We start from the raw sequence: 17468 nt of genomic DNA, 5'->3' as shown, positions 1-17468 counted from the left end.
GACTGTACCAGGGGCGCGGCGCGGGTGGGTCCGGCCGGGTGGGCGGACGTGACGGCTCCCACAGCCACCGTGGATGCGACGGGGCCCGGCCGGGATCCGACGATCCTGCGCCGGGCCCGAATTCGCGTGCGGCGGTCAGAACATGCCGGGCTCGTAGGTGCCGGCCGGGGTGCCGGCGATGACGTTGAGGCGGTTGTAGGCGTTGATCAGCGCGATGAGCGAGATCAGCGCGCCGATCTGCTCGTCGTCGTAGTGCTTGCGCACCTGCTGCCAGGTCTCCTCGCTGATGCCGCGGTGGACATCGGCGATGCGAGTGCCTTCCTCGGTCAGCGCGAGCGCGGCCCGCTCGGCCTCGGTGAAGACGATCGCCTCGCGCCACGCGGCGACCAGGTTGAGCCGCACCGAGGTCTCCCCCGCCGCGGCCGCGTCCTTGGAGTGCATATCGGTGCAGAAGCCGCACCCGTTGATCTGGCTGGCGCGCAGCTTGACCAACTCCTGGGTGGCCTCGGGCAGCGGCGAGTTGTCCACGACCTGGCCGGCGTTACCGATCCGCTTGACGAACTTGGCGGCGATCTCGTTGTTGAACAGAGCGAAACGGGGTTCCATGACCATCCTCCTGTGGAAAGTGAGCCGCGCTGCGCGGCGTCGCTACACAGAGATGACGGAACGGCCCCCACCGGGTGTGACATCACCGGAAGTGATGCCGGTCACACCCGATTGGTTCGGCTCAGCGGCGGGCGAACGAGTAGTTCACGTCGGTGAGTTGTTCGGACAGGTCCCAGAGGCGGCGGGCGGTGACCTCGTCGCGGGAGGCGGCCGAGGAGCCGCAGCGCTCGGGATAGCCGCGCAGGCCGCCGAGGCGGGTCGGGCCGTAGAACGCGCCGGGTTCGACCGTCGCGGTGGCGGCGTAAAGGCTTGGCAGGGCGCCCATTTCGGCCGACTGGGCGAGAATGCGGTTGCCCAGGGCCATGATCGCGTCCAGGAACGACTCGGTGTGCGATTGCAGTTCGGTGCTGGCGTAGCCGGGGTGGGCCGCCACCGAGACCTTCGGCGAACCGGCCGCGGTGAGGCGGCGCTGAAGTTCGTAGGCGAACATCAGATTCGCCAGTTTCGACTGCCCGTACGCGCGCCAGCGCTCGTAGCGCCGGTGCTGGTAGTTCGGATCGGCGAGATCGACGCGGCCGATCATATGGGCGCCGCTGGATACCGTGACGACGCGATCGGAGATCTTGTCGAGCAGCAGCCCGGTCAGCGCGAAATGGCCGAGATGGTTGGTCCCGAACTGCATTTCGAAGCCGTCGGCGGTGCGGCGCAGCGGCAGGGCCATCACGCCGGCGTTGTTGATCAGCACGTCGGCGCCCTCGATCGTGCGCGCGAATTCGCGGATCGAGGACAGGTCAGCCAGGTCGAGCCGGCGCACCTGCACCCGTTCGCCGATGGTGTCGGCGACCGCGCGGGCCTTCACCTCGTCGCGGCAGGCCATGATCACCTGCGCACCGGCCTGCGCCAACGCCCTGGTGGTGGCCGCGCCCAGTCCGCTGTTCGCGCCGGTCACGATGATCGTGCGCCCACTCTGGTCCGGAATATCGGAGATGTTCCAACCGCTCACCCGCACGAGTCTAGGCGGGCACGGGCCGGTGCGCGCTGTTGTCGCGGAGCCGGGCCGCGGCGTTTCGGGCCACCCGGGACGCAAGGCCACCCCTTCTAATATAGGGTTGCCTAACCTATCTAATGCAGCGTCGATACTGCGCAGCTCGACCCGTGAGGCGATACCCGTGACTTCGATATCCCCCGCCCAGCAGGACCTGCTCGACGGTTTCGTACCGTTTCCGGCCGAACTCGCCGAGCGCTACCGAGCCGCGGGCTACTGGCGCGGCGAACCGCTGGGCGACCTGCTGCGCGACGCCGCCCGCACCCGGCCCGGGCGTCCCGCCCTGCACACCGACGCCGGACCGATCGACTACGGCGAACTCGATCGCCGCGCCGACCGCACGGCCTACGGATTGCTCGCCGCCGGACTCGAGCCCGGCGACCGCGTCGTGGTCCAACTGCCCAACGTGATCGAATTCGTGGAGGTGTTGTTCGGGCTGCTGCGCGCCGGAATCGTGCCGGTGCTGGCACTGCCGGCGCATCGGCAGGCCGAGATCGAACATCTGACCCGGCTCTCGGGCGCGGCCGGCTACATCGTGGCCGACAAGGTCGGCGACTTCGACTACCGCGAACTGGCGGCCGCGGTGGCCGAGCGGGTGCCGTCGCTGCGCACGATCTTCGTCCTCGGCGATCCCGGCGCCTACATCGATCTGAGAACGATTGCGCGCGAAGGTGGTTCGCTGCCGGACGTCGACGCGTCCGGTATCGCGGTGATGCTCGTTTCCGGCGGTACCACCGGCCTGCCGAAACTCATCGCCCGCACCCATGACGACTACCACTACAACGCCCGCGCCAGCGCCGAGGTCTGCGCGCTGACCGCCGACGACGTGTACATGGCGACGCTGCCGGCCGCGCACAACTTCCCGCTGTCGTGCCCGGGCATTCTGGGCACGGTCGCGGCCGGCGCGTCGATCGTCATGCTGGCCGACCCGAGTCCGGAGAACGCGTTCGCGACCATCGAACGCCACGGCGTCACGGTGACGGCGGTGGTACCGCCGCTGGCCCAATTGTGGTGTGCGGCAGTGGAATGGGAGGAGGCAGACCTGTCCAGCCTGCGGCTGCTGCAGGTCGGCGGCGCGAAATTGGCCGAGGTCAATGCCCGCGAGGTGACTCCGGCGCTGGGCGCGACACTGCAGCAGGTGTTCGGCATGGCCGAGGGGCTGATCAACTACACCCGCCTCGACGATCCCGAGGAAACGATCGCGGTCTCCCAAGGGCGCCCGCTCTCCCCCGCCGACGAGGTCCGCGTGGTCGACGGCGAAGGCAACGACGTCGCACCCGAGGAGGAGGGCGAACTCCTCACCCGCGGCCCCTACACCATCCGCGGCTATTACCGTGCGCCGGAACACAATTCCCGCGCCATCACCCCCGACGGCTACTACCGCAGCGGCGATCTGGTGCGGCGACTGCCGAGCGGGCACCTGATCGTCTCCGGCCGGATCAAGGATGTGATCAACCGCGGCGGCGAGAACATCTCCTGCGACGAACTCGAGGAACACCTGCTGGCCCACCCCGCGGTCCGTCATGCGGCCGCGGTCGGCCTGCCGGACGCGGCCCTCGGCGAAAAGGTCTGTGCCGTACTGGTGATCGACGGCGAGATGCCGAGCCTGGTCGAGGTCAAGGAGTTTCTCACCGCTCGTGGCCTGGCGACCTACAAACTGCCCGACATCCTCGAGCAGGCCGACGCGCTGCCGTTCACGGCCGTCGGCAAGATCGACAAGAAGGTCCTGCGGTCCCGCTACGACACCGAGTCCGCGACCGCATCGCGCTGAGCCTCGTCGCCGAACAGCCTTGCCGCCGAGCCGAACTCGGCGCACGGGCCGGTACGAAGAAGCCCGGCGGGAACTCCCGCCGGGCTCGATCCGCGTTCCGTACGTTCAGGCTTCGACGACGTAAGGCGCTACGCTGCCCAGCTTTTCGCAGGTCTCGGTGAATTCGCGCTCCGGGCGCGACTGGGAGACGATGCCGGCCCCGGCGCGCAGCCAGGCGCCCTCCGTGGTCTGGTAGATCGCCCGCAGCACCAGCGTGGCCTCCAGCGCGCCGCCGGCCGAAACGGTCACCACCGCACCGGAATACAGGCCGCGGGCGTCGTGGTCGAGGCGGAAGACCGCGTCCACGCCGGTGCGCTTGGGGATGCCGGAGGCGGTCACCGAGGGGAACAGCATCTCCAGCGCATCCCAGGCACTCTTGTCCTCGGCGAGGGTGCCCCGCACGGTGGAGGCCAGATGTTGCACGCTGCCGCGTTCACGTACCGCCATGAAATCGGAGACGGCGGTGCTGCCCGGCGCGGCCACCGCGGCGATCTCGCCGAACGAGGTCTGCACCGAGATGGCGTGCTCGACGATTTCCTTCGGATCACCGACCAGCTCTTCGCGGGCGGCGGCGTCGGCCGTCTCGCCACGGCCGAAGGCGCGGGTGCCGGCCAGCGGTTCGGTGGTCACCACCCGGTGCCGGTCGACCGAGGCCACCAGTTCGGGGCTGAATCCGGCCGCCTCCAGGCCGCCCAGCCGCAACAGGAACGAGCGGGCGGGCGTGTTGTTGGCGCGCCCGAGCCGATAGGTCTGCGGAACGTCCACGGGGAAGGGCAGATCCACCTTCCGCGACAGGATCACCTTCTGATACCGCCCGGCCCGGATCTCGTCGACCGCCTCGGCGACCCGGCCGCGGTAGTCGGTGGGGTCGATGGTGACATCCACCGGCCGCGGCGAGGCCGGAGGTCGCGCACTCGCCTGTGCGATCAGTTCGTGGATCTCCGCGGTCTCACGGGGCGTCGCACCGGACACCCGCACACCGGAGGTGTCGATGCGCACCTCGATGCGCGGAATCATCAGATGCGCCAGGGTGGTTCGGGCCGGTACGTGCGCGTCGGCGCCCAGCGCCCAGGCGCAGAATTCGAACCCGATCCAGCCGTAGGCGTTGCGCCCCTGCAGCGGGAGCGCGGCCAGCGCCGCGTCGATCACCGCGGCCGGACGCCCCTGCCACGGCTCGACGGTGGCCCGGCCCTCCCACTCGACACGCAGTTCGCCGGAGTCCAATTCGATGCTGCCGATCGGATCGGCGGCGAACACCCAGCCGTCAGGACCCTCGTACCCGACGTACTCGCCGAAGCGGTCGGCCGCGGCGAGCGCCGCCATGGCGTCGGCGGGTGCGATCGCCGACGCCGTGCCCGTCACCTCCGTCCCCGGTGCCGGCTGCCCCGTCGCCCCCGGACCGTCCCCGTAACCGTTTCGCACCCGCTCGTCCGTGGTCGACACCGTTCCTCCAAGGTTATGCTTACCTAACTATCAGAGGTGAGGTTAGCATTACCTGCCCTTCTCGGTATTGTGCCGGAGCACACATCGGACTCGCTTTGCGAGCGTCGTGGCCAACTTCCTGCGCGAATCCGCTTCCGCGAGCTTGAATGGTGGAGCGCCGTCGAGGAGGGGCCCGCCATGATCGATCACGCCGCCGGCAATCCGGCTCCGAGTACCGCGAAGGATCTGCCGCGCTCGGCGGTCGCCCTGGTCGACGCGGTGTCGCCGGTGGAACGCGAGCTGATCGGCGGCTGGCTCGCCGAGGGCGGGATCGCCGCCGAACTCGGCATCGACGCGCCCGTCACGCAGATCGACCTGGACGCCACCGCCATTGCCGCCCGGCTCGTCGGCCGCCGCGACGACCCGATCGTGATCCCGATCCGGGTGCTGTGGCTGCCGCCGGAACGAGACGGCGTGCGGCGCACCACCTTCGCCGATCTGGCGCTGCTGAGCAATCCACGCCGGCCACATCGGCTGCTGCAGCGCCGGCTGGTGAACAAGGCGCCCGACCGGCATCTCATCCTCACCGGACAGCCCGCGCGGCTCAGCGATCTGCGCGCGAACAACCCCGGGGCCGCGGAGAGTTCGGAACCGTTCGCGCGGGCGATCGTCCGCGCGGGCACGGTGGCGCTCGAACGCGCCGAACGATCGGTGATCGGCGACCGCTACAAGGTCCCCCGGATGGTGGTCGAGGAGATTCTCGACTCTCCCGACTTCCTGCGCCGCCTCGACGCCATCGCCACCGAAACCGGCACCGAACCCCGGGAGGTGTACCGGCGGGCCGAGAAGGCGCTGCGGGAACTCGTGGCCGCGCAGAGCCGGTTGATCTCGGATCTGTTCACCCAGGCGATGCGGCCGGTGCACGCCTCGGCCTGGAAGATCGACTGCGACCGGTCCGGGCTGGCCGCGCTGCGGCGGCTCAATCGCAACTACCCGCTGGTGTTCCTGCCCTCGCACCGCTCCTACGTGGACGCCTTCGTCCTCGGCGACGCGTTGGCGCGCAACGACTTTCCACCCAACCACGTGATCGGCGGCGCCAATCTCAGCTTCTGGCCGATGGGGCCGATCGCGCGCCGCACCGGCACCGTCTTCATTCGCCGCAGCTTCGGCGACGACGAGATCTACAAGGCCGTGGTCGAGGAGTACTTCGCCTATCTGCTCGCCAAACGCTTCAATCTGGAGTGGTATTTCGAGGGTGGGCGCACCCGTACCGGGAAGTTGCGGCCGCCCCGGTTCGGACTGCTGAACTATCTGGCCTCGGCCATCCGTGCGCGGCGGATCGACGATGTGATGCTGGTGCCGGTGTCGATCACCTACGAGCGGCTCAACGAACTGGGATCCATTGCCACCGAACAGGTCGGCGGTGCCAAGAAACCCGAGGGGCTGACCTGGCTGGCCCGCTACATCCGCAGCCAGCAGCATTCCGCCGGGCGGGTCTACGTCCGCTTCGGGGCACCGCTGTCGGCGCGCGACCGGCTGGCCGCCCACGGCGATCCGATGCAGCCGATCGCGGAATCCCTGGCCCCGGACCCGGAGGAAGTGTCGGACCGCCAGCGCAAAGCCGTGCAGCGCTTGGCCTTCGAGGTGGCGGTCGGTATCAACGCGGTCACGCCGGTCACGGTCAACGCGCTGGTGACGCTGACCCTGCTCGGTGTGCACGAGCGCGCGCTCACCCTCGGCGAGGTGCGTCGGACGCTGGAGCCGGTCTGCGGGTACATCTCACGCCGCGCGCTGCCGACCGGCGAGCTGGATACGCTGAGCGACGATCAGGGTCTGGCGGTGGTTCTGGAACAGCTGTCGCTGGCCAAGGTGGTGACGGTGTACCGGGGCGGGCTGGAACCGGTGTATTCGATCGAGGCGGGCGCCCATCTGGAAGCCGCGTTCTATCGCAACAGCGCCGTGCACTGGTTCGTGAACCGCGCGATTCTGGAATTGGCGATTCTGGAGGTCGCCGACCAGCAGGCCGGCGCCGCACCCGGGATCGAGGTCATCTGGGATGCCGCCTACCGGCTGCGCGATCTGCTCAAATTCGAGTTCTTCTTCCCCGACCGGATCGAGTTCGCGGCCGCGATGAGCGCGGAAATGCTTCTGCTGGACCGCGATTGGGAGCAGCGCGAAAGTGCCGCGGAACTCGTTTGCGCGCTGGCCGATTCGGGATTCATCATGGCGCACCGCGTGGTGCGCTCGTTCTTCGACGCGCAGCTCGTGGTGGCCGAGCGCCTGGCCGCCGCCGATCCGGCCCAACCGCTGGACCGCAAACAGTTCATCGACGAATGCCTGGCCGTCGGACGCCAGATGCTGCTGCAGCAGCGGCTGCACAGCACCGAGTCGGTATCGTCGGAATTATTCTCCAGCGCATTGAAACTCGCGGAGAACTACGGCCTGCTCGATCCCGGCACCCCGGATCTCGCGCGGCGTCGCCGCGAGCTGGCCGATGAACTGCGCACCATCGGCGCCCGCATCTCCCGCGCCGCCGCCCTCGACCCGTCCAATCGCGCACCGCAGGGGACAGTGTGAACCTTTCCGAAGCGATTTCCGCCATCCGGACCGGGCCACAGGGCCCGCGAGTGGCGGCCGTCTTCGACTTCGGCGGAACGGTGGTCGCGGGCTTCGCGCCCGCCGCCGCACCGCTGCGCCTGCTGCGCGGACGCGATTCGCGCCGGGCGCTGACCGACACGCTGCTGTACAGCATTCGCGGTTCGCGGACCGAGGGCGAGTACGAGCGCTTCCTGCAGCGCGTCGCCCGGGTATGGGCGGGCCGTTCCGAGCAGGAGCTGACCGAACTCGGCGAACAGCTGTTCCGCAGCACCGTGCACGGGCACGTGTATCCCGAAGCGTGGCACCTGATCCGGGAGCACGAGGCGGCCGGGCACACGGTGGTGATCGTCACCAGCCTCACCCGTTTCCAGGTGCTGCCCGTCGCCCGGGAACTCGGCGTGGACCATGTGCTCTACACCGCGATGGCCACCTCCGACGGTGTGCTCACCGGCTTCACCGAGGGAAAACCGCTGTGGCGCACCGAGAAGGCCGCGGCGGTGCGCCGCTTCGCCGCCGAACACGATATCGATCCCGGTGACAGTTACGCCTATGCCGATGCGGCCCCGGACGTTCCGCTGCTGGAGACGGTCGGCCATCCGGTCGCGGTGAATCCGGGTCCGCGGATGTCGATGACCGCCGGAGAACGCGACTGGCCGACCCTGACCTTCAAACCGCGGGACCCGGCGGGCGTCACCGACTTCGCCCGTACCGCAGTGGGTTTCACCGGATTGCTGAGCGGCGCCGCCTTCGGGGTCGCCTCCCGCGCGGCCACCCGCCGTCACCGCGCGATGGCCGACGCCATGATCGCCACCGCCGCCGACGCCACCCTGCGCACCACCGGCGTGCGGGTGCGGGTGGTGGGCGCCGAGCACGCCCGGCAGCCGCGTCCCGCGGTCTTCCTGTTCAATCACCAGAGCCAGTTCGACATGGTGGTGCTGGCCGCGGTGCTGCGCTCGGGATTCACCGCGGTGGTGAAGAAGGAGGTCACCACCAACCCGGTTTTCGGCCCGCTGCTGCGGTTCGCCGAGGCGACCTTCATCGATCGCTCCGACACCACCGGCGCGAAGGCGGCGCTGGAACCGGTCGTCGACACCCTGCGCGGCGGACTCTCGCTCGTGGTGGCGCCGGAGGGCACGCGCTCGATGACGCCGCGGATCGGCCCCTTCAAGAAGGGCGCCTTCCACATCGCGATCGAGGCCGGAGTGCCGATCATTCCGCTCGTCATCCGCAACGCGGGCGAAATCGCCTGGCGGAATTCGGCGATCGTGCGCAAGGGCACGGTGGACGTGGCGGTGCTGGCACCGATCGATGTGAGCGGCTGGGATCCGCAGGACATGGATGCCGACATCGCGCGCGTGCGGCAGCTGTTCGTCGATACGCTGCTGGACTGGCCGGTCGACGCGGCGGTGGAGGCGGTGCCCTGAACCTCGGACGCCCAGCCTCCCGACGCCCCGGCCTCCGACGCCTCAGCCGTCAGACGCGGCGGCCGAACAGCAGCTTCCACGGCATCAGCGCCGATTCCAGCTGCACCTTGAGGCTCATCTTCGACGCGCCCTTGGTGCGCTCCTCGAAGCGGATCGGCACCTCGGCGATCGAGATGCCCTGCTTGATCGTGCGGTAGTTCATCTCGACCTGGAACGAGTAGCCGTTGCTGTGGATGGAGGCCACATCGATGGCGCGCAGCGTGTCCGCCTTCCACGCCTTGAATCCCGCGGTCGCGTCCTTGACGCCGAGCCGCAGGATGGCGTTGACGTAGAAGTTCGCCCACGCCGACAGCGCCTTGCGGTACCACTTCCACTCCGCCGCGGTCGAGCCGCCCTCGACGTAGCGTGATCCCAGGACCACACCGGCATCGGAGGTCTCGAGCTTCTCCAGCATCGCCGGAATCACCTCGGCCGGGTGGGAGAGGTCGGCGTCCATCTGGATGACCACGTCGGCGCCCTGGTCGAGGGCCGCGGTGATGCCGGCGATGTAGGCACGGCCGAGGCCGTCCTTCTCGGTGCGGTGCAGCACACCCACCACCGACGGCAGTTCCGCGGCCAGTTTGTCGGCGACCTCGCCGGTGCCGTCCGGGGAGTTGTCGTCGACGACGAGAACATGCAGATCGGCGACCGGTAGTGCGGTCAGCCGCTCCACCGCCACCGGCAGGTTCTCCCGCTCGTTGTAGGTCGGCACCACCACGGTCACCTTCACAAGTCGCCCTCCACTCGATTCGACCTGACTGCGCGCCCCCGGATCCGGGCACGACGTGCTCTGGAGAACCGTAGCCCACCCACCTGAGAGCACACGAGCGGCTCAGTCTCTCCCGTCGCGGGCATCCTCGCGGGCATTGCGCTCGCGCACGATCTCGAGCGCCCGCTCGGCGGTGGCGCGGTCCGGATACGGCCCCATCCGATCGGCGAACCAGCACCGCTTGCCCTGTTCGGCGCGGTGATGTTTGAGGCAGTAGTACCACTGATCGTCGGAATCGCCCATGCCGATCATCGTCGCATCCGGCGCCCCGCCTGTCAGGTAACCGGTGAATCCGCACGTCGGACTGCCTCGGCCAGGACCGGGCGGCGGCTGTGGCCCTTGACACACCCATGCGTTGAATGTACGTTCATTCACAACAAATGCCAGTTCACTCATCGCGGCGGCGATCCGCTCGCCGACTCGTCGGAGCAGAAGGAAGCGCAATGGATTTCTCGACCTACTCCCAGCTCACGTTCAAACGCCTGGACGACGGCATCCTGCTGATCACCATCGACCGGCCGGAGAAATACAACGCCGCCGACGAGCAGATGCACGCCGAGCTGGCCCGGGTGTGGACAGACGTCTCCGCCGATCCCGAAACCCGGGTCGCGGTGATCACCGGCGCCGGGAAGGCGTTCTCCGCGGGCGGAGACCTGGCGATGGTCGAGCGCATGGCCGGCAACCACGAGCGGGTGGCGAACATGCTGCAGGAGATGAGCGACCTGGTCTACAACATGATCAATTGCGAGAAGCCGGTCGTCGCCGCGATCAACGGCGTCGCGGTCGGCGCGGGGCTCGTGGTGGCCCTGCTCTCGGACATCTCGATCTGTGCCGAGGACGCCAAGCTCGGCGACGGGCATGTGAAGCTCGGCGTGGCCGCCGGCGATCACGCGGCGATCCTCTGGCCGCTGCTGTCCGGTATGGCCAAGGCCAAGTACTACCTGCTGACCGGCGAGATGGTCGTCGGCGCCGAGGCCGAACGCATCGGCATGGTCACCAGCGCGGTGCCGCGCGAACAGGTGCTCGACGACGCCCTGGCGGTCGCGAACAAACTGGCGGGCGGTTCCCAGCTGGCCATCCGGTGGACGAAGAAGGCGCTCAACAACTGGCTCAAGCAGGCCGGTCCGATCTTCGACCAGTCCGCCGCCTACGAAATGCTCTGCTTCATGGGCCCGGATGTCACCGAGGGCTATACCGCTCTGCGCGAGAAGCGCGCCCCCAACTTCCCCTCCGCCCGCGCGGTCACCGGTAACTGAGGAGCCGAATACGATGAGCGACAACACCATTGCGGTAGTCACCGGAGCCGGATCGGGCATCGGCCGGGCGATCACCCTGGCCCTGGCCGCCCGCGGCGACCGGGTCGTGGCCGCCGATCTGGACCTCGACGCCGCCAAGCGCACCGCCGAACAGCAGTCCGACCGCATCGTCGCGATGAAGGTCGACGTCGCCGATGCCGCCCAGGTGCAGGTCCTGCGAGATCAGGTGCACGCCGAGGTCGGGGTGCCGAACATCCTGGTCAACGCCGCCGGCTGGGACCGCACCGACAAATTCCTCAATGCCACACCGGAATTCGCGCAGAAGGTGGTCGCGATCAATTATCTGGGCCCCGTGCACATGTGCAGCGCGTTCCTGCCTGGCATGGTGGAGGCCGGCGGCGGGCGGGTGGTCAACCTGGCCAGCGACGCCGGACGCGTCGGTAGCTCGGGAGAAACCATCTACGCCGGCGCCAAGGGCGGCGTGATCGCTCTGACCAAATCCCTGGCGCGCGAGATGGCCCGCTATTCGATCACCGTGAACTGCGTCTGCCCCGGCCCGACCGACACCCCGCTGTTCCAGGCCCAGGACGAGAAGTTGAAAGAGGCTCTGATCAAGGCGATTCCGTTCCGCCGCCTCGCCCGGCCGGAGGAGGTCGCCGCCCCCGCCCTGTTCTTCGCCTCCCCCGACGCCTCGTTCATCACCGGTCAGGTGCTCAGCGTCAGCGGTGGACTCACCATGGCCGGCTGAGCGCCGAGCCGACTTCGGAGGACCAGATGTACGACGCCCACGCCTACCGGCAGTACTTCGAACACGATTTCACCTATCTCAACGGTTTCCGGCGCAACGTCCACCGCTACGCCCAGCACCCGGCGATCGAGGATCCGGCGACCGGGACCACCGTCACCTACGCCGAGTTGGGCGAGCGGGTCGACCGGCTGGCCACCGGCCTCGCCGACGCCGGTGTCGAGCCGGGTGACGTCGTGGCATATCAGCTGTTCAACGGCGTCGAGTTCGCCGAGCTGTATCTGGCGACGCAGGCCGCCGGTGCCGTCGGCTCGCCGATGAACTTCCGGCTCGCCGCCGGTGAGACGTCCTACATCCTCGCGTCGAACCGTCCCCGGGTCTTCGTCTACGACACCGATCTCACGCCGATGGTGCGAGAAGCGCTGGAGCGCAGCGGGTTCCGTCCCGAACTGCTGGTGGCATCGGGTCCGGGCGAGCCGCTACCGGGCGCGATCCGCTTCGACGAGTTGCCCGCGGCGACGGCGCGGCCGCTCGACGCGCAGCGCACGGTGTGGGACGAGACCACCCGCCTCTACACCTCCGGCACCACCGGGATGCCGAAGGGCGTGCCGCTCAACAGCCTGGTGGAGATCTTCAGCGCGCACGACGTCGTCATGCATTTCCCGATGTCGCCCGAGGACAAGACGCTGAACATGACCCCGTGGTTCCACCGCGGCGGATTGTATTGCGCCGGACCGAATCCCACGTTCTACCTGGGCTCGTCCCTGGTGCCGATGCGCGCCTTCGACGCCGACACCACCCTGGACCACGTGCAGCGCTACGGCCTGACCTTCCTGATCGGCGCGCCGACCAATCTGGCCATGCTCGCCCACGCGCAGGAGGCTCGGCGCCGCGATCTGTCAAGCCTGCGCGGCATCGTCACGATGGGCGCTCCGCTGGAACGCGAGGCGGCGCTGCGCTATCAGAAGGTGTTGAATCCCAACATCTTCAACGGATACGGCAGTACCGAGGGATTCTGGAACACCTTCCTGCGCCCGTCCGATCTGCCGGCCATGGCCGGAACCGCCGGGCGAGCGTGCATCGACGACGACGTGGCGGTGGTGCGGGTCCTCGACGACCGGCTGGCCGAGCCGGAGGAGACCGTCGCCAAGGACGGTACGGAGGTGGGCGAGGTCATCGTCCGCTCCCCCAAGGGCTCGGGCGCCTACGTCGACTCGCCCGAACAGGAGGCCCGCAAGTTCCATCGCGGCTGGTTGTATATCGGTGACCTCGCCACCTGGGACGAGCAGGAATTCGTCACCATCGTCGGACGGAAGGACGACATGCTGCTGTCCGGTGGCGAGAACGTCCATCCCGTCCAGGTCGAGGAGGCGCTCAACGAACATCCCGGCGTAGACGACAGCCTGGTGGTGGGCATACCCGACGAGCGCTGGGGGCAGGTGGTGGTGGCCTACGTGGTCGCCGCCGAACCGGGCGTCGGCGTGGCCGAACTGGACCGGCACTGCCGCACCCATCCCATGCTCTCGGCGTTCAAACGACCACGGGCCTACCGCTTCGTCGATTCGCTGCCGGTGTCGGCCACCGGCAAGAAATTGCACTACAAACTCACCGAGCAGGCCCGCGACGATGCCGCGGCCGGCCTGTTCACCTATCCGGACAAGGAAACCGCATGAGCGCGAAACGTCCCCCCGCATTCGACGCACTCGACCCACTGGCCATCGATTCGCTGCTGACCGAGGACGAACGGGCGGTGCGCGACAGTGTGCGCGGCTTCTGCGCCGAGCACATCACCCCACATATCGCCGACTGGTTCGAAGCGGGCGAGCTGCCCGGCGCGCGCGATCTGGCCCGCGAATTCGGCAGACTCGGCCTGCTCGGCATGCATCTCGAGGGTTACGGATGCAGCGGCGCCTCGGCCGTGCACTACGGTCTGGCCTGTCTGGAACTCGAGGCCTGCGATTCCGGTATCCGCTCCCTGGTCTCGGTCCAGGGCTCGCTGGCCATGTTCTCCATCTGGAACAACGGTTCGGAGGAACAGAAGCAGCGGTGGCTGCCGGGTATGGCCGCGGGCGAGATCATCGGCTGCTTCGGCCTCACCGAACCGGATGTCGGTTCCGATCCGTCGGCCATGCAGACCCGCGCCAAGCGCGATGGTGACGACTGGATCCTCAACGGCCGCAAGATGTGGATCACCAACGGCTCGATCGCCGATGTCGCGGTGGTGTGGGCCGACACCGACGAGGGCATCCGCGGTTTCATCGTGCCCACCGACACCCAGGGCTTCAGCGCACACACCATCAAGCACAAGTTGTCGCTGCGCGCCTCGATCACCAGCGAACTGGTCCTCGACGACGTGCGCCTGCCCGCCGAGGCGATGATGCCCGAGGGCCGGGGTGTGAAGGCGCCGTTGTCGAGCCTGTCCGAGGCACGCTACGGCATCATCTGGGGTTCGATGGGTGCCGCGCGCTCGGCCTGGCAGGCGGCGCGCGATTATTCGATGCAGCGCAACCAGTTCGGCCGCCCGATCGCCGGATTCCAGCTGACCCAGGCGAAACTCGCCGATATGGCCGTCGAACTGCACAAGGGCCAACTGCTTTCACTGCATCTGGGCCGGCTCAAGGATTCGGTGGGACTGCGTCCCGAACAGGTGAGTTTCGGCAAACTCAACAACACCCGCGAGGCGATCGAGATCTGCCGCACCGCACGAACCATCCTCGGCGGCAACGGGATTTCGCTCGAATATCCGATCATCCGGCACATGGTGAATCTCGAATCCGTGCTCACCTACGAGGGGACGCCGGAGATGCATCAACTCGTGCTCGGCCAGGCCTTCACCGGCCAGAACGCCTTCCGCTGACAAGAGGTCTCATGAACGCACGACTGGAGTACGACTCCGAACACCGCCAATTCCGTTCCGTGGTACGCGATTTCGTTCGCCAGACGGTCGCGCCGGCCCACGAGGACTGGGAACGGGCCGGCTGCCTGGACCGATCGTTGTTCACCGCGGCGGGCAAGCTGGGACTGCTCGGCTTCCCGGTCCCGGAGCGCTTCGGCGGTCCGGGGGTGGAGGATTTCCGCTACCACGCCATCGTGATCGAGGAGATCACGCGGGCGGGTGCGGCCGCCGCGGGTATCGCGTTCTCTCTGCAGAACGATGTGGTGCTGCCCTATCTGACCGATCTCACAGACGAGGACCAGAAGGCCCGCTGGCTGCCCGGCGTCGTCACCGGCGAGACCGTCCTGGGGATCGCCATGACCGAACCGGGTACCGGTAGCGACCTCACCGGCATTCGCACCACCGCCGTCCGCGACGGCGAGTACTACGTGGTCGACGGCAGTAAGACCTTCATCTCGAACGGGCAGAACGGCGATCTGTTCGTGGTCGCGGTCCGCACCGGCGAGGACAAGCACAAGGGGCTCACGCTGCTGGTCGTCGAGGCCGGCACACCGGGATTCGGCCGCGGCCGCAACCTGGAGAAGATCGGCCTGCACGCCCAGGACACCAGCGAACTGACCTTCACCGAGATGCGGGTGCCGGTGGCGAATCGGCTCGGCGCGGAGGGCGAGGGCTTCTATCAGCTGGTGCGGAATCTGCCGCAGGAGCGGCTGTCGCTCTCGGTCGGCGCGGTCGCGGCGGCCGAGGGCGTACTCGCGCAGACCCTGGACTACGTGCGCGAACGCAAGGCCTTCGGCACCTCGGTCGCGAGCTTCCAGAACACGCAATTCGTGCTCGCGGAGTTGGCGACCGAACTCGATATCGCGCGGACCTTCCTCGACGACTGCCTCGCCGAACACATCACCGGCGGCCTCACCGCGGCCCGCGCCGCCCGGCTGAAATGGTGGACCACCGAATTGCAGATGCGGGTGGCCGACCGCTGTCTGCAACTGCACGGAGGCTATGGCTATATGCGCGAATACGCGGTGTCGCGGGCGTTCGTCGACGCGCGTATTCAGAGCATCTACGGCGGCACGACCGAGATCATGAAGACGATCATCGCGAAGGAGCTGGGCATCTGATTCTCGGTGGACCACTCTAGAGTTGAGTGAACCGTCGTTCATTCGACTGCGCAGATACGGAAGGGTATGCCCGATGGCGAAGCGATCCGCACCGATGGAAATCGAGGAGGCCGTGCGTGCGGTGCGAACCAGTTCGCGCCGGCGCCAACTCCTCAACGCGGCCGTCGCCGTCATGCAGACCACGGGCTTTCATCAGATGTCGATGCAGGCGCTCGCGGATCAGGCCGATGTGAGCGTCGGGCTCATCTACAAGTATTTCGGCGGTAAGGAAGACCTGCTGCTCGCGGCCATCGTCGACATCCTCGACGCCTTCCGCGACGAATTGGATCCGGCCATGGACGCGGTCGGCGACGATCCGGTGGAACGGCTCGTCGCCGGTTTCCGCCACTATGTGGAAATCGTCGACGAGAACCTCGACGCCGTGGTCCTGACCTATCGGGAGAGCCGGACCCTCGATCCCGAAGGCCGCGAACGGATCAAGGAACTCGAGGTCGAAACCTCGGCCCCGCTGCGGGCCGCCGTCGAGGCGGGAATCGCGGCCGGGCTGATGAACGACCTCGATCCGGATCTCGTCGTCTTCAATCTGATGATGCTCGCCCACGCCTGGGCCCTCAAACATTGGCATTTCGCGCCGCGCTACACCGTCGAGCAATACATCCGGGCACAGGTGCGTTTCGTGCTGCCCACATTGCTCGCTCCTGGCGCGGCGGACGAATATCGACATCTCATGGAGTGAATCATCTTGTCGGTCACGCTGTCTCGTACCGGCGCCATCGGCGTCCTCACCCTCGATCGCCCGCCGGTCAACGCCTTCGACGAGGCGCAGGCCGGTGAATTCGCCACGGCGGTGGCCGAACTCGGTACCGACCCCGTCGTGCGTGCGGTCGTGGTGCGCGGTGCGGGAAAGGTGTTCTGCGCGGGCGCCGATATCGCGATGATGGATTCCTGGCGGAAGCTGCCCGACCGCGGACAACGCCTGGAGAAGTTCTGCCTGCTCTTGCAGGACGCGTTCGCCGCCCTGGCGGGCCTGCGGAAACCGACGATCGCGGCGATCGACGGCGCCGCCACCGGCGGTGGCTTCGAACTGGCGCTGGCCTGCGACTTCCGCGTCGCACGCCGGACGGCCCGGCTCGGCCTGCCCGAGGTGGGGATCGGCCTGCTGCCGGGCGCGGGCGGCACCCAGCGGCTGACGCACCTGGCCGGGCCGGCCACCGCGTACCGGCTGATTCTCGGCGCGGAGCTGATCGACGGGACGACCGCCGAACGGCTCGGCCTGGTGCACTGGGCCGTCGACGACGCGGCGGCTACGGCGATGACGCTCGCCGAACGCCTGGGCGATCTCCCTGAGGACGCCTACGCCGCCGCCAAACGGTGTATCGACGCGGCGCACACCGGACAGGGATATGCGCTGGAGCGCACGGAGATCGGCGCACTGCTGCACAGTGCGGAAACCGCCCGCCGCTTGGACGGGTTCGTGTCCCGCTAGGGCGAATTTATCGTGCACATCCGCGCCGGAATGCGCGAAAACCGCGCGAAGCGCCGAGGTTTGCACGATTGGTTCGGCCCGGCCCGAATCCCGCTCGGCCCAGCCGCACTGTGCATAGAGTACGCACATGAGCAGAACGGGCTCCCTGGTTCGAGTCACGGCCGCCTATGTGGTCGCCGTCGCGGTGGCACTGGTGTGGCTGCTGTGGGGTCCGGGCACCGGACAGCTGTGGCTGGACGGCCTGATCGCCG

The 17468-nt window shown here is 68.2% G+C and carries 15 protein-coding genes; 10 read left to right on the top strand and 5 right to left on the bottom strand.

Annotation, left to right across the window (positions count from 1 at the left end):
* Positions 1-135: 135 nt before the first annotated feature.
* Positions 136-606 carry a carboxymuconolactone decarboxylase family protein gene (locus RJ03_RS03290; RefSeq protein WP_036497954.1) on the bottom strand — a complete coding sequence of 157 codons (471 nt, stop codon included), beginning with the start codon at positions 604-606 and terminating at the stop codon, positions 136-138.
* A gap of 121 nt (positions 607-727) precedes the next feature.
* The gene (locus RJ03_RS03285) at positions 728-1609 is read right to left on the bottom strand and encodes an oxidoreductase (protein ID WP_036497952.1); all 882 of its coding nucleotides are present in this window, start codon (positions 1607-1609) and stop codon (positions 728-730) included.
* 166 nt (positions 1610-1775) lie between these two features.
* Between RJ03_RS03285 and RJ03_RS03280 the strand changes: the two genes are divergently transcribed.
* Positions 1776-3422: a (2,3-dihydroxybenzoyl)adenylate synthase gene (locus RJ03_RS03280; protein ID WP_051024214.1), complete on the top strand. Its 1647-nt coding sequence runs from the start codon at positions 1776-1778 to the stop codon at positions 3420-3422.
* 105 nt (positions 3423-3527) lie between these two features.
* On the opposite strand, the gene RJ03_RS03275 is transcribed toward RJ03_RS03280, so the two are convergent.
* On the bottom strand, positions 3528-4784 hold the full coding sequence (locus RJ03_RS03275; protein ID WP_083870574.1) for a salicylate synthase: 1257 nt from the start codon (positions 4782-4784) through the stop codon (positions 3528-3530).
* Between the two features lie 297 nt (positions 4785-5081).
* Between RJ03_RS03275 and RJ03_RS03270 the strand changes: the two genes are divergently transcribed.
* Positions 5082-7460, top strand: coding sequence for a glycerol-3-phosphate 1-O-acyltransferase (locus tag RJ03_RS03270; RefSeq protein WP_083870571.1), 2379 nt, complete (start codon positions 5082-5084; stop codon positions 7458-7460).
* Positions 7457-8905 carry an HAD-IB family hydrolase gene (locus RJ03_RS03265; protein WP_036497901.1) on the top strand — a complete coding sequence of 483 codons (1449 nt, stop codon included), beginning with the start codon at positions 7457-7459 and terminating at the stop codon, positions 8903-8905. Before RJ03_RS03270 ends, RJ03_RS03265 begins: the two co-directional genes overlap by 4 nt.
* A gap of 49 nt (positions 8906-8954) precedes the next feature.
* Here the strand turns inward: RJ03_RS03265 and RJ03_RS03260 are convergent, their stop codons facing one another.
* Entirely contained in the window at positions 8955-9656 is a 702-nt protein-coding gene (locus RJ03_RS03260; RefSeq protein ID WP_036497947.1) for a polyprenol monophosphomannose synthase, read from the bottom strand.
* Between the two features lie 120 nt (positions 9657-9776).
* Entirely contained in the window at positions 9777-9956 is a 180-nt protein-coding gene (locus tag RJ03_RS03255) for a hypothetical protein (protein ID WP_036497946.1), read from the bottom strand.
* A gap of 200 nt (positions 9957-10156) precedes the next feature.
* Here RJ03_RS03255 and RJ03_RS03250 point away from each other — a divergent pair, with 200 nt between their 5' ends.
* The 7 genes from RJ03_RS03250 to RJ03_RS03220 all read left to right on the top strand — a co-directional run bounded on the left by RJ03_RS03250 (position 10157) and on the right by RJ03_RS03220 (position 17217).
* Positions 10157-10969: an enoyl-CoA hydratase/isomerase family protein gene (locus RJ03_RS03250; protein ID WP_036497898.1), complete on the top strand. Its 813-nt coding sequence runs from the start codon at positions 10157-10159 to the stop codon at positions 10967-10969.
* Positions 10970-10982: 13 nt separating this feature from the next.
* Entirely contained in the window at positions 10983-11717 is a 735-nt protein-coding gene (locus RJ03_RS03245; protein WP_036497896.1) for an SDR family NAD(P)-dependent oxidoreductase, read from the top strand.
* A 26-nt stretch (positions 11718-11743) separates the two neighbouring features.
* Positions 11744-13387: a class I adenylate-forming enzyme family protein gene (locus tag RJ03_RS03240; protein WP_036497895.1), complete on the top strand. Its 1644-nt coding sequence runs from the start codon at positions 11744-11746 to the stop codon at positions 13385-13387.
* The gene (locus tag RJ03_RS03235; RefSeq protein WP_036497893.1) at positions 13384-14571 is read left to right on the top strand and encodes an acyl-CoA dehydrogenase; all 1188 of its coding nucleotides are present in this window, start codon (positions 13384-13386) and stop codon (positions 14569-14571) included. Before RJ03_RS03240 ends, RJ03_RS03235 begins: the two co-directional genes overlap by 4 nt.
* A gap of 11 nt (positions 14572-14582) precedes the next feature.
* Entirely contained in the window at positions 14583-15731 is a 1149-nt protein-coding gene (locus tag RJ03_RS03230; RefSeq protein WP_036497890.1) for an acyl-CoA dehydrogenase family protein, read from the top strand.
* 73 nt (positions 15732-15804) lie between these two features.
* Positions 15805-16467 carry a TetR/AcrR family transcriptional regulator gene (locus tag RJ03_RS03225; RefSeq protein WP_036497887.1) on the top strand — a complete coding sequence of 221 codons (663 nt, stop codon included), beginning with the start codon at positions 15805-15807 and terminating at the stop codon, positions 16465-16467.
* A 6-nt stretch (positions 16468-16473) separates the two neighbouring features.
* A complete protein-coding gene (locus tag RJ03_RS03220; RefSeq protein WP_036497884.1) occupies positions 16474-17217 on the top strand; it encodes an enoyl-CoA hydratase/isomerase family protein in 744 nt (247 codons plus the stop codon).
* Positions 17218-17468: the final 251 nt, after the last annotated feature.

The sequence above is a fragment of the Nocardia aobensis NBRC 100429 genome, from assembly GCF_000308375.1.
Lineage (GTDB): Bacteria > Actinomycetota > Actinomycetes > Mycobacteriales > Mycobacteriaceae > Nocardia > Nocardia aobensis.
Note: the sequence above shows the minus strand (reverse complement) of the source record. Positions and strands in the feature narration are given on the sequence as shown.